10 protein-coding genes are annotated in these 12,998 nt (G+C 59.7%); 2 read left to right on the top strand and 8 right to left on the bottom strand.

Features of this window, described 5'->3' with window-relative positions; all coding sequences use genetic code 11:
- Positions 1–6: 6 nt before the first annotated feature.
- From Enr8_RS06740 to Enr8_RS06715, 6 genes are read right to left on the bottom strand one after another with little or no spacing between them, the layout of a single operon-like run.
- Positions 7–2,577 carry an outer membrane protein assembly factor BamD gene (locus tag Enr8_RS06740; protein WP_146429805.1) on the bottom strand — a complete coding sequence of 857 codons (2,571 nt, stop codon included), beginning with the start codon at positions 2,575–2,577 and terminating at the stop codon, positions 7–9.
- A gap of 22 nt (positions 2,578–2,599) precedes the next feature.
- Complete coding sequence (locus Enr8_RS06735; RefSeq protein ID WP_186767475.1) at positions 2,600–3,025, bottom strand: ExbD/TolR family protein; 426 nt, start codon at positions 3,023–3,025, stop codon at positions 2,600–2,602.
- A gap of 11 nt (positions 3,026–3,036) precedes the next feature.
- Positions 3,037–3,453, bottom strand: coding sequence for an ExbD/TolR family protein (locus tag Enr8_RS06730; protein ID WP_146429803.1), 417 nt, complete (start codon positions 3,451–3,453; stop codon positions 3,037–3,039).
- 15 nt (positions 3,454–3,468) lie between these two features.
- A complete protein-coding gene (locus tag Enr8_RS06725) occupies positions 3,469–4,266 on the bottom strand; it encodes a MotA/TolQ/ExbB proton channel family protein (RefSeq protein WP_146429802.1) in 798 nt (265 codons plus the stop codon).
- 9 nt (positions 4,267–4,275) lie between these two features.
- A complete protein-coding gene (locus tag Enr8_RS06720) occupies positions 4,276–5,400 on the bottom strand; it encodes a hypothetical protein (protein WP_146429801.1) in 1,125 nt (374 codons plus the stop codon).
- On the bottom strand, positions 5,384–6,424 hold the full coding sequence (locus tag Enr8_RS06715; protein WP_146429800.1) for a vWA domain-containing protein: 1,041 nt from the start codon (positions 6,422–6,424) through the stop codon (positions 5,384–5,386). Before Enr8_RS06715 ends, Enr8_RS06720 begins: the two co-directional genes overlap by 17 nt.
- 365 nt (positions 6,425–6,789) lie before the next feature.
- Here Enr8_RS06715 and Enr8_RS06710 point away from each other — a divergent pair, with 365 nt between their 5' ends.
- Both Enr8_RS06710 and hemE read left to right on the top strand, forming a co-directional pair.
- A complete protein-coding gene (locus Enr8_RS06710; RefSeq protein WP_246119963.1) occupies positions 6,790–8,454 on the top strand; it encodes an alkaline phosphatase in 1,665 nt (554 codons plus the stop codon).
- Positions 8,455–8,684: 230 nt separating this feature from the next.
- The gene (gene hemE / locus Enr8_RS06705; RefSeq protein ID WP_146429799.1) at positions 8,685–10,610 is read left to right on the top strand and encodes a uroporphyrinogen decarboxylase; all 1,926 of its coding nucleotides are present in this window, start codon (positions 8,685–8,687) and stop codon (positions 10,608–10,610) included.
- Between the two features lie 173 nt (positions 10,611–10,783).
- Here the strand turns inward: hemE and Enr8_RS06700 are convergent, their stop codons facing one another.
- Positions 10,784–11,569, bottom strand: a complete 786-nt coding sequence (locus tag Enr8_RS06700) for a WecB/TagA/CpsF family glycosyltransferase (protein ID WP_146429798.1) — start codon at positions 11,567–11,569, stop codon at positions 10,784–10,786.
- Positions 11,566–12,969 (bottom strand): O-antigen ligase family protein, encoded by a 1,404-nt coding sequence (locus Enr8_RS06695; RefSeq protein ID WP_146429797.1) that lies wholly within the window; start codon positions 12,967–12,969, stop codon positions 11,566–11,568. Before Enr8_RS06695 ends, Enr8_RS06700 begins: the two co-directional genes overlap by 4 nt.
- Between the last annotated feature and the right edge of the window lie 29 nt (positions 12,970–12,998).

Raw genomic sequence — 12,998 nt, 5'->3', positions numbered from 1 at the left:
CAATTTTTACTTCGTAGCGGCTAGTTCCTGTTCCACAGCCTTTATCTTATCACGCCAAGGGGGCGGACCGCCTACGGGATACAGCAACTTGAATTGCTTCAGCACCTTACGGGCGCCATCTGGGTCGGTTTTGGCAAGACAGGCCAATTGGTAAGACTTTGCCTCGAACCACTCGGAAGAGCCGCGATCGAGCCCTAAAAGCAGCTTTCGCCAATGTTCTAGGGCGATTTCTACCTTACCGGCTTCAAACGACGCTCGGCCCGCTTGTTGCAAGTAAGTTCGATTGTCCGGGAACGCTTCGGCCAATGCAGATATTACGACGGCTGCATCGGCTCGCCGGCCAATTAGTTCCGCGTACTCGGCAAACTTGCTGGCGGCGATGCGGGCGTTCTTCTTCTCTCGCAGCGTTTGCGGCGCATATCCAAGCCGCTGCGAAAGTTGGCGATAGATCTCAAACGCTTCAGTTCGCAGCTCTGGCGTCGAGTTCGCTTGAATCCGCCGATCGATGTCGAGCGCCCGCACTACTAGCGCCGAGGTAGCGTAGGAGGAGTTGGGAGCGTTCGCCAAAATCCAATCGGCATGCTCCAGGATTTGATCTTCTTGCGTCTTCTGCTGAGCCAGCAGTAGAGCGCGATGATGGTACTCGGCAACGGCCCCATCCGAAGCCGGCAATTGCGCCGCCAGATCGGCCGCGCGACGGATTCCGCTGTCGGCCGCTTCCGCCTTCAACAAACCTTGGCTCGCCAAATCGACCGTCATCAGCATCGTCCGCAAGGCGCGCGAACGGTCGGTCTGCGACGAGTTGCTTCCCAACTTGCTGTTGAGCACATTCGCCGCGGTCAACAGTTGCTGGGCGTAGTCGCTCTTCTGTCCTTTGTCGGCGGTCTGATCAATCTGTTGCCGAAGCATCACGCACAGATCGTATTGCGCGGCAAGGTAGTTAGGATCGTCCGGCGCAATCCTGGACAGTTGCTGGATCGAATCAATCAATGAACCGCGCGACTGCTGCAAGCGAGCGATCAACAGGTCCGCCTTCTTAGCGTACGAGCTATCAGGGAAATCACGCTTCAAATCTTCCAGCACATCGATCGCCGCGGCGGCGAAGCGAGGATCTTCTTTCGCCAGCGACTGCAGCGAAACGAAGGCCAGCCACGCGCTCTCGACCGCCTTTTTCGGATTAGTCAGCTTCAGCCCGGCGATCGCCTGACGAAACGCAGCGCTCGCTTCGGCGAACTGCTTCAAGCGATAACAGCACCAGCCCAATACGTATTGACATTCGGCCAGCGCCACGGCGTCGCTCGTGACCGGATTGGCGACCGCTTTGGTCAGCAATACTTTCGCTTCTTTGTATTCCCGCTCCTCCTTCGACTCTTCGGCGGCGGCGAACTTGCGTTGACCTTCCAGCCACAGCAAGTAAAAGCCAGGATCGCCGGTCACGTCAATCTGGTTCTCGGCCAGCAACTGAATCGCGGCGCCGGTGCGGCCCAACTTGGCCAGGCCGACGATGCCGACCAGCCCTAGCTGTTCTAATTTGTCGGCAGGCGCTCCTTCCGGCGGGTGGAACCCGACCTGCGCGACCAATGCGCAAAGGCTAATCTTGCCTTCGCTGCCATCCCCTTGGAAGTTGCCGACCAGGCGTTTCGATTCGGTCAGGGCCTCGTCATATTTCCTCGCGTTCAACAAACCGCGAATGAACCAATAGTCCGACTGATCGATGATCTGCGGCGAAGCGTCGCTTTGCCGCAAGATCTCAAACAGGCGGCGACTGGCGGCGATATTGTCGATTAGCGCTTCGGATAGGCCGAGCCCGATCAGCGCTCGAGCCCGCCACTCGACCGTTAGCCCCAACTGCAGCGGATCGACCCCAGCGTAGTTGGCGCCTTCGATGCCCAGCAATTCCCGAAACAGCTTCATTCCTTCGGGAACCGCCGGCGACTGCGGATCGCCATCGATGACCGCCTGATAGTAATTGGCCCAGGCGGCGAAGTAAGAGGCTCGACCAGCAACGCCCTCCAGCGCCCGGATCTCCCGTTCGCGGGCTTCGGCGCTGGGGCCGCTCGGCATGCGATCGACTTCCTCGAAGCCGCGCGAAATATCTTGGCGAAGTTGCTTGGCGGCGGCGGTCAGCTGCGGTGCGATGACCTTCAGGATCGCCGAGGCGGTCTGGCGAGCTTCCGACTTCGACGGATCGGCGATCCACTCCGACGCGGAGGCTTCGGCCCGTTGGTAGTCGGCCTGCATCAGCATCACTTGCAGAGACGGTGCGTTGGCGGCCGGATATTTTTCGACCAGCCGCTGCACGCGGCGGCGATACGAACCGAATTTATCATCGTCGCCGCTCACTTCCATCAGGCGAGCCGCGTAAAGATCGGCCAGCCTGCGAAGCGTCTTGCGGCGGGTCGGTTCATCAATTGGCTTTTCGACGTACGCTTCGCTGAGCAAGATTCGTTGTTCGGTCATCCCGAGCCGCGACAGATACTCGTCGACCTGCTTGAACTCTTGGGCCAACACTTCGCGAGGGCGATTGTCGTACGACTGCGCAGCGGCCCACGACGCCGACAGCAACGCGGCCGCCATCGCGAAGAATAGAGTGGATCGACTACTTGCCGGTGAGCGGTTGATAACGAACTCCGTGAAAACCTGCATTCTTGCACGCTTGAATCGCGGCGGAAACCATTCCATAAGGGGCCTCATCCTGGCCACGTACGACTGCCGGCGAAGACTTGTCGGGAAACGCGATTAGGACTTCTTCCAATTCTTCCTGGGTCGTAAACGTGCGACTACCCAGCTTGTAGCCAAAGTCGTCTCCCAGGTTCGTAACCTCGACGATCGCCGGATCAAAGTCGCTGGCCTGAGCGGCCGACGGATTGGCCGATTGTACGGCGATGTCCAACAAGCGTTCGGTGGGCGTAAAGCTGGCGGTCACGATAAAGAAGATCAACAGCAGGAACACGACGTCGATCATGCTCGTCATGTTGAGGTCGACCTTCTTGTTGCGCGTCATGCGATGGGCGCTGAGTTTCACGTGACGTCCCCCTAATTCGGCGTTTCGACGGCGAGTTCTACGACTTTTACGTCAAACTGTTCAAACTGGTCGACCAATTGGTTGATCGCCCGCGTTTCGGCGCCTTGATCCATGCGGACCAAGATTTTGACCTGACGCGGATCCCCTCCCGCTTTCTCCAATTCGGCGGCGACCATCGCCGCCAGGTCGGCCCGGTCGACGACCGCGCCCGCGACCGTCATCTGGCCAGGGCGGTTGATATTGATCGTCAGCGTCGAGCGTTCTTGATCCTTTTCGCCCGCCTGTTTGGGCAACTGCAACTGCTCGCGGTTGACCTGCGAGACTTGCGTCACGGTGACGAAAAAGATCAACAACAGAAACGTCACGTCGATCATCGGCGTGATGTTCATCTCGGGCAAATGACGATTGCGACTCTTGCAAAGTCTCACGGCGATCGCCTCCTGTTAGCGGCGACGACCGAGCGGCGTCAGAATCTGCTCGACCCGTTTGCCGGCTTCGGAAACGAGCGAGTCGATCCGATTGCCAAAAAAGCTGTACGCGACCATCGCCGGAATCGCCACCACCAGCCCCAACAACGTGGTGACCAGCGCCTGGCCGATCGCCTCGGCCAGTTCAGCCGGTTTCGGAGCGCCGTCGGTGGCGGCGATCGTGTTGAACGCGTTGATCATTCCGAGCACCGTACCGGTCAGCCCCAGCATCGGCGCGATCTGGCCAATCAGGCCCAGCACCTCGATCTTGCGATACAGCTGGCCGGTCTGCTCTTCGCCCGCCTCTTCGACGGCCGCTTTGTACTCGGCGAAACCGAACTCCGAACTGCGATACCGCGCCAGGCCCGCTTCCACAACGTAAGCCAACAAACTGCGGCTGCCGGGATGCTGACAAACTTCAATCGCTTCGTCGATGCGACCTTCTTCGACTAGCTCGCCCAGATTGACGGCGATATCCTCTGGCATGAGCACATCTTTGCGAATCGTCAAAAAGTGCTCGACGATGAAACCGACCGCCACAATCGACAAGATGCCGATCAAAGCGCCGACCACGCCGCCATCCATCAGCGTATCAAGCAGCGTCCGCTGCGGCGTCGACTCTTCTTCGACTGGCGTTTCGATCGTCTCTTCGATCGACAACGTATCGTCGGCCGGCGGCGGACTATCTTGGGCCAGCAGCGTCATGCCGTATACGCCGGCGATTAAGACGAAAACGTACGCCAAAATGGCGCGGGCTCCGATGGTGCGTCTCATGGTTATTCCTCAGTGGTCTTCGCCGCGATTGAGCTGGTCTCGTAACTTCTGTCCAAAAAAGGCGCCGCTGTAGTTCGCCAAGATTTCTTTCCGCAAGGCCGCCGCTTGCCGGCGATCGCCTGCTTTCTGCAAGGCGGTCATCGCGCCATACAGCGCGGCCGCCGACAGTTCGGGCCGCTGCGTTCCTTCGACCGCCGGGATGTACAAAAAGTCGAGCACCCCCCGGTCGACCGCCGAGCGTACGGCGTCGTCGGTCCGGGCCTTCCCCAACAAATAGTGGGCAATGCTGCGATTGAATGGATGCATCCCCGGCACGCGGGCTTCGAGTTGTAGGATCACCTGGTCATTTTCGCCGCGGGCCAATTCCTGCAGCGCCGGTGCGATCACGCGCCAATCGGAGACCAGCGCTTGGTCGGTGCGAATGTTGCTGAAGGACTTTTCGGCCAGTTGCATGTCGCCGGCGGAGACCGCCAGCGAACCGACGTACACGAACGCCGCCTGCGGTAGCGGGGTCTGTAGCTCCTGAGCGGCAGTCTTCGCCGCAGGCAAGGTCGCCTTCGCTTCCTCGGCGTCAAAGAAGACCGGCTCAAGCTCCGGCGACAGACCGGTACCGACGTCGAAGGTCAGCTTCCGCGAACCCGGCAGCGAAGCGGCCAATCCCGCTTTACTTCGCAACATCTTCAAAGTGCGGAAATAGGCTTCCAGCGCTGCCCCAGGGCGACCGCTGGCCTGTCGGCTCCACATGGTCGCTAGGCAAACGAGATAGGCGGTTTCGCTTGCCCGTTTGGCGTAAATCGGAAAGAGCGCCTCGGCCTGTTCCGCGAGTCCGCTGTAGTCGCCAACGCTCAGACGTTGGCGCAAACGAAACAACGACCCGCCGAGATCCTTTAAGAATTTGTCGAACTCGGTCTGTTTGCCATCGACGGTTCCCCGTTCGATCGCATCCCAGCCGATGGTCCCCTCCCCTTCCACGTTGACGCCGTCTTCGTCAAAGGAGAGGACGTTAACGTTGTTGAGGATCTCCAGGTTGCGGAGGATGATGCGATCGGCCCACGCGGGGGTCGCCGCAAAGCTCATCCCCAGCGAGACGATCGCCAGCGCCAGCAATCGAGGTGCGCTAGAACGCTTGAACATGGCGATACTCCCCTCCTGAATCACCGGCGATTTTGCGCATCAGCGGTTCGGCCGTGCGGTCCATGAAGGAGATCGCATGAATCTTGACCTTCGCATTTCCCTGACTGTTGAGTCGTCGGACTTGATCGACGACGTTCGCATCAAACATTCCGTCGGTCATAAAAAAGATCGCATCGGGCCGTTGTGAGTACCCCATGGCGATCTCAAACGCCGGTTCCGGATTGGTGCCACCTTGCGGTCCGACCGTCTTCAACCATTCGGACAACGCGTTGAAATCTCGTTTGGGATGACGCCATCCCGTTTGCGGAAACGGAACGGCCTGCGATTGAAAAAAGACGACCTGGAACTGCGCGTCACGCGGCAAGCTGCCGACCGTTTCCAGAATCTCTTCCTTCACATAGTCGAGCTTGGCGCCTGACATCGAACCCGAACAGTCGGCGATGATGCAGAACCGTCGACCTGCCGCGCGTAGTCCCATGAACGAGGCGCCGGCGCCAACGCCGCTACCTCCGCCGCCAACGGTCGACAACGAACCGATGCCCCCTCCCATCGCTCCGCTGGGGGTCAAGGCCGCCGTGTCGATTAGTTCGCCGATGTCGGTCGGCTCGGCGCTGGGAGGAGCGACCTCGTTCAGCAGTTCGTCCATCTCGACCGCTTCGGTCACTTCGCTGGCGGCGGCGACCGTATCAAGCGTCTCACCGCCGGAGTCGTCCAGACTGACTTCCGGCATGTCGCCGATCATCACGTCGACCCCATCTCCCGTCGTCGAAGACTGGAAGTTGCAGGTAACCGAGGCGAACAGAATCAACAGCCCGGCATGGATGATGAAGGAGACGAACCCCGAGATCCCATCATTGAGCCAAGAGTGGAACAGGGCGCCTTCTTGATGCGGCTGGTCCGAGGCGAGAGCCTCCGCTTCGGGAAGTCGGACCACCTTATGACAGTGAGGGCAAACGACCTCGCCGCCCAACTGGTCGGCGGTGGCTCGCAGGACGTTACCACAATAAAAGCATGTGAGCTGCATATCGGGGCGAAAAGGGGAAAAGTGCCGCGCAACAGCGAATCAAGGAGTCGACGCAAGTCGTTGACTGTTTACGACCTTATGGTAGGGGCATGTCCGAGAACGGTCAACGATCTGGCAGGCGGGGACGAAAGATCTACGGTTTTTTCCGTAGCAATATTCTAGCCGCCGAACCACCACTACGGTGGTGCGCAAAACCGATCGGCGCCCGGGGATAACAAACGATTTCCTCACAAAATGAACTACATTTCTTCGCCTTTTCGCGGGAGTCGTCCGGTAGCGTGATTTCCGGCAAACTCTTCGTAACTATAATTTCCAGTTTACCTTCTCACCTTCGTCCTCCCCCTAACCGCTATCTGGGTGTCGCATTGGACCGCACGATTCTCGCCGTACTGCTCTCGTTCATCCTCGGTATGCTCGTTTCGACCGCCATGGGCGGCGACTACTTACACCAACTGCAAGAACAAGGCATTACCACCGGACATAGCGACGCCGTGCACTGGGGACCGGATCCGAAGAAGTACAGTTCCTGGACGTCCCACTCCAATCGCTTGATCCCAGTCTATACCTTCGGGACAAAGGGGCAGCCCAACGGAATCGATCTCAACAGTTACACCGGCGAAAACAGCCCCTACCGCAGCGAGAACAAGCTTCGCCGCATCTACGGCAAGCCGACCCAAGCGACCGTCAATCCGGCCGCCGATTACTTGGATCAAACCAATCTCTTTGATCTGCAGAAAGCGGCGCTCGATGCAGGCAAGAAGAATATCTTTCTGGTCGTCTTCGACGGGATGGATTGGCAAACCACCCAGGCCGCCGCGATCTGGAACACCCAACGCATCCCTTATACCGAAGGACGCGGCGTCGGCACCCACTTCCAAGAGTACCAGGCCAACGGCACGACCCAGTTCGGCTTGATGGTGACAAGCCCGTTCTGCGATGGCGCCAACGTCGACATTAATAAGCAAATCGTCAAGTCAGCCGGAGGTGGACTGTTTGGCGGCTACGACGTGACGCAAGCTGGTTCCGCTCCATGGCAGATGCCGACCGATATTGAATACCTGATCGGTCGGTCCAGCACCGACGATGGCGTCAAACATGCTTACACCGACTCGGCGAGCAGCGCGACGAGCATGATGGGAGGCATCAAGACCTATAACGCGGCGATCGGCGTCGGCCCGCATGGCGAACGCCCCAAAACGCTGGCGCACCTGGCCCAGGAACAAGGGTACTTGGCCGGGGCGGTCACTAGCGTGCCGATCAGCCACGCCACCCCCGGCGCATCGTACGCCTACAACGTTTCCCGCAATGACTATCAGGACATCACCCGCGATTTGCTGGGACTCCCCTCATCAAACAACCCAGAGACGCCGCTCCGCGGACTCGATGTCTTGATCGGCGCCGGCTATGGCGTTAACACGACCAGCGACAAGGGACAGGGAGACAACTTCGTGCCCGGCAACAAGTATCTGGCCGACGAAGACCTGAAAAAGCTGAACGTCGAAAACGGCGGCAAGTACATCGTCGCGACGCGCACCCCCGGCGAAGATGGCCGGCAGGTTCTCGCGTCGGCTGCGGCCCAAGCGGCCAAGACGGGACAGCGTCTGTTTGGCTTCTTCGGCGTTGCCGGCGGCGGCGATGCAGGCGCCCATCTGCCGTTTCTCTCGGGCGAAGGGGACTATCACCCGGCTTTGGGGGTAGCCAAGAAAGGAATCAAATACGACGAAGCCGACCTGAAAGAAAACCCGATGCTGGCTGATATGACCACGGCGGCGATCGAGGTCCTCTCGAAGAACGACAAGGGTTTTTGGCTCCTGGTCGAATCGGGGGACGTCGACTGGGCGAACCACTCGAACAATCTCGATGCGTCGATCGGCGCCGTCAACAGCGGCGACTCGGCCGTCAAGGCGATCACCGATTGGGTCGAAGAGAACAGCAACTGGGACGAGTCGGTCCTGATCGTCACGGCCGACCATGGGCACTACATGTTCCTGGACAAGCCGGAACTGCTGATTCGCCCCGAGAATCGCTAACTGCTTGTTGAAAAATGCCATCGTGGCATTTTTCAACCTCGCCAGGCTCAGAGCGTAGCTCATCGCGGATCCCTGCGATCACGCAGGCCATCGAGAAAATCAACGGACTGCTAAAGCCTCGCCCAACCGCTGGCCGGCCCTCCCCCCAACGACGAAACGCCCGGTTGCCCGTACAATTGAGGGACTACGGACGTCTGAGCTTCCGGTTTTGACCGCGGGGAATCGAATTGATGGCATCGGGAAAAAGCAGCTTCAACCAGCTTCGCGTCGCGTCGTTTGAGAGTCGCCGCGGCGAAGAAATGGGGACGCTGATCGAAAAGTTCGGCGGCCAGGCGCTGGTCAGTCCGTCCATGCGGGAAGTTCCGCTCGAAGAAAACCGGGACGCCATCGATTTCGCCAATCATGTTATCACCGGCCAGATTGACGCCGTGATCTTCATGACCGGCGTCGGCTTTCAACATCTAATGAAAGCGATCGAGCGGCATGTTGATCGCCAGCAATTTCTTGACGCCCTGTCGGACATTCCCACCATCGTCCGCGGCCCCAAACCGATGGCGGCGATGAAGGCCGAAGGACTGACGCCGTCGATCCGCGTGCCTGAGCCGAACACCTGGCGCGAACTGCTGCAGACGCTGGACGCTCAGTTCCCCATCGCCAATCTGAAGATCGGCCTGCAGGAGTATGGCGTCGCTAATCCTAGTTTGATCGCCGGCTTAGAGGCCCGCGGAGCCGAAGTGGTGCAGGTACACGTCTACGACTGGGACTTGCCGCTTGATACGCAGCCGTTGGCGAAGAACCTGGAACGCATCATCCAGGGAGAAGTCGACGTCGTGATGTTCACCTCGGCCAATCAGCTGAACCATCTGTTGATCCTGGCCGAACGCCAGCGCCGCAAAGAGGAACTGCTGGCGGCGATGCGGACCGTCGTGATTGCGTCGGTCGGACCGACGATGAGCGAACGGCTCCGCGAGTTCGGCCTGCCGGTCGACATTGAACCGATCCATCCCAAAATGGGACCGCTGGTCGCTGCGGCGGCCGAGAAGTCCCACGACATCCTCGTTCGCAAAAAACAAGTGAGAGCCGTCTTGTCCGCCAGCACGCCCCAGGCCGATCCCCGCACCGCCAAATGGTACGACAGTCCGTTCATGAAAGCCTGTCGTCGCGAGCCGACCGACGTAACGCCGGTTTGGCTGATGCGACAAGCGGGCCGCTACATGGCCGAGTATCGCGAAGTGCGGGCCAAGACCACCTTCCTGGAACTCTGCAAGAATCCGCAACTCTGCAGCGAGGTGATGTGCACCGCCGTCAACAAGCTGGGAGTCGACGCGGCGATTATCTTCTCGGACTTGTTGCCGATTTTGGAGCCGATGGGTCTCGACCTGGAATACGCTCAAGGCGAAGGCCCGGTCATCCATAATCCGATCCGCGAAAGTGCCGACATCGACCGCGTGCTAGAGCTGGAAAGCGCCGACTCGCTGCACTACGTGATGGAAACGGTTCGGCAGACCCGCGCCGACATGCCGGAACATATCCCGGTGATCGGTTTCGCCGGAGCGCCGTTTACGCTGGCCAGCTATGCGATCGAAGGGGGCGCCAGCCGCAACTACCTGTTTACCAAGACGCTGATGTACCGTGATCCGGATGCGTGGCGAGCGTTGATGGAACGTCTGGTTCGCGCGGTCACCGTTTACCTGAACGCGCAGATCGCCGCCGGAGCGCAGTGCGTGCAGATCTTCGACTCGTGGGCAGGCTGCCTATCGCCGGCCGATTATCGCCGCTATTTGCTTCCCCACATGAAAGAGATCGTCGCCGGCATCACGCCGGGCACGCCGATCATCAACTTTGCGACCGGCAACCCGGCGCTGTTGCCGCTGTTGGCCGAAGCCGGCCCGGCGGTCGTCGGCGTCGATTGGCGAATCGGCCTGGCCGACGCTTGGAACACGATTGGCGAGAACTTCGCCGTGCAAGGGAATCTCGACCCGGTCTCGCTATTGGCCGATCCGCTCGAAATCCGCCGCCGCGCAAAGGACGTCCTCGACCAAGCGGCGGGCCGCCCCGGGCATATCTTCAACCTGGGCCACGGCATCCTACAGCAGACGCCGGTCGACAACGCCATCGCGCTAGTCGACATGGTGCATGAGATAAGCTCGAAGTAGTCGGTCCGCGACGCTACTTCGACACTAAACCCTTCGGTTATTTGGAGCCATGCTCTTGCGACGTCTTCGCCGGATGAGCATGGCTTTTCGCTTTTCAATACTCACCGAAGACATGCTTATCCCGCGAAGACGCGGAAAAAGCATGGCGTAGAAACTTGTCGTGTGACAGTGGGCTAGTGCGACGTAGACGACTCAGGCGGGCCGACATGCAGCCACTCGCGCCACACCAGCGTCGGAAAGACGATCGCGTCGCGCACATAGCGGCGAACCAGACGCTTCGGGTCGACGAGCATCCGGTGGAGCCACTCGATGCCGCTTCGCTGCATCCAGCGCGGCGCCCGACGCTTTTCGCCGGCGAGAAAGTCGATCGTCGCTCCGGCACAAACGGCCGCTTTCACCTGCAGGCGGTCATGGTGCCGGGCGATCCACAGCTCTTGCTTCGGCGCCCCCAATCCCAAGATCAACAACTGCGGCGCCGCGGCGTTGATCATCTCGACGATCCGCTCGTTCTCAGCATCGTCCCGCTCGAAACCGAGCGGCGGACTGTAGGTCCCGCAGACGTTCACGTGCGGCCAACGCTTCTGAATCTCGGTCGCCGCTCGCGGCGCCACTCCGGGCGCAGCGCCCAGCAGGAAGACCGTCAGCGGTTTCGCTTCGGTCGCGTCGGCAAATAGGGCCGGCGCCAGATCCGATCCGGCGACCCGGTCAGGCAGCGGTTGCCGCAACAGGCGCGACGCCCAGACGACCGGCCAGCCATCGGCCAACACCCAGCGTGCGTCGGCATAAGCCGCTTGCAGTTCCGGATTTCCCTGCAATATCACCGCATGGTCGACGTTCGGGGTCACCACGTACTCAGTCTTGGTCTCGGGCGAATCCAACTGGCGGCGAATTTGACTCACCACTTCCGGCATTCGCAACGCGTCGATCTCGACGCCAAACAATTTCACGCGGCGGCTCATGTTGTCCTTCTTTCCATCACGATCGGCTTCGCCCCAGGGCGAGCGGTCACGGTCGAAACCGGGGGCGCGATGGCGACCACCGGTTCAAATTGCTGTTTGATTCCAATCGCCATTCCGGCGACGCAGAAGATCAATAAGTGGTCGATTGGCGTGTAGGTGATCTCATGGCCGAACATCTGCATCCAAGAGATCACGATGACTCCTAGGAACAGGACGCCAATTGATCTGGCCCAGGGAGGCTCGGCTCGGTGCGCGAGAATCCAGGCATCGCGAGCCCAGTAAAAATAGATCGCCATGAAGGGAATGAACCCAATGATCCCCAGATCGACCAACACGCTCAGGAAGGTGTTGTGATGGTCGTAATCGCGAATAGATTCGAGCACCAGGTCGACGCTGCGGTCTCCCAGGTAATCGAGTTTTGCTCCCTTAAACTGCGTAAATCCATGTCCGAAGATCGGCTTGTCCAAAAACATCTTCCACGAAACGTAGGCGAAACTGGCCCGCATGCTGACCGAGCGCCGCGTATCTTGCACGCTTCCTTCGCGTTTCAGGCCGATGATGCCGTCCAGCTTCGTCAAGCCGCCCAATAGCGCCACGGCGAACAGGCTGCCGATCACCAGCGTGCGAGCGCGACCTTGCAGCGTCAGCCACAACACAACCAGCAAACTGCCGCCGGCGCCCAGCCACACCGTACGCGTCTTGGTGAAAAAGACGGCCGCCAGAAAGACCGGCAACATCGCGTACAGCAAGGGGCGCCACTTGGCGCTGATGTGATCTCGCAAGATCCAAACCGCCAACATGCAGGTCGACAGATAGACGCCGTAGCTGATCGACTGCACCATCGGACCGCGAGCCCGACCAAAGTGAAGCCCAATCTTGGGATCGGCGATGTAGCGAGGGAAAAGAAAGCTGTATTGCCCCACCCCTTCCAAAACGCCCGTTCCCGCAAGATAAACGCCGAACAGGACGAAGAAGACCAGGATCTGGCGGACCGATCGTTCGGTATAGTCCAAGTTCCGCGCGATCACGTACATCGTCAGCGGAATCAAATAGCCGTTGAGAAAATGCTGAATGACGTGCGATTCGTCGCTCCATGACACGAAGCAACTGTTGATGAAGATGATCGCCATCAAGGCGGCGATCACGTAGTCGACCGTCACCCAGCTGCGCAGCGTGACCTTGCCAAGTTTCCACTGCACCAGAAACGCGCCGATCAAGCCAACCAAGGCCAGCCGATCGATCGAAAGATTGATGCCGGCGTTGAACTCAAAAAAGAGGACCCCAAACGTCGACGTGCAGATCAATAGCGCCATGCAACCGTGCAGCAGCGACCCCCGAATCATCCAGATGGTTCCCCATAGGAATCCGGCGATCGCCAGGATGGCGTAGATGGCGGTCATGCAGCGTTCAGTTCAATGTGGGGCTGTCG

Origin of the sequence: Blastopirellula retiformator (assembly GCF_007859755.1) — a bacterium.
Classification (GTDB): Bacteria; Planctomycetota; Planctomycetia; order Pirellulales; family Pirellulaceae; genus Blastopirellula; species Blastopirellula retiformator.
This window is presented reverse-complemented; position numbering and strand designations above follow the sequence as displayed.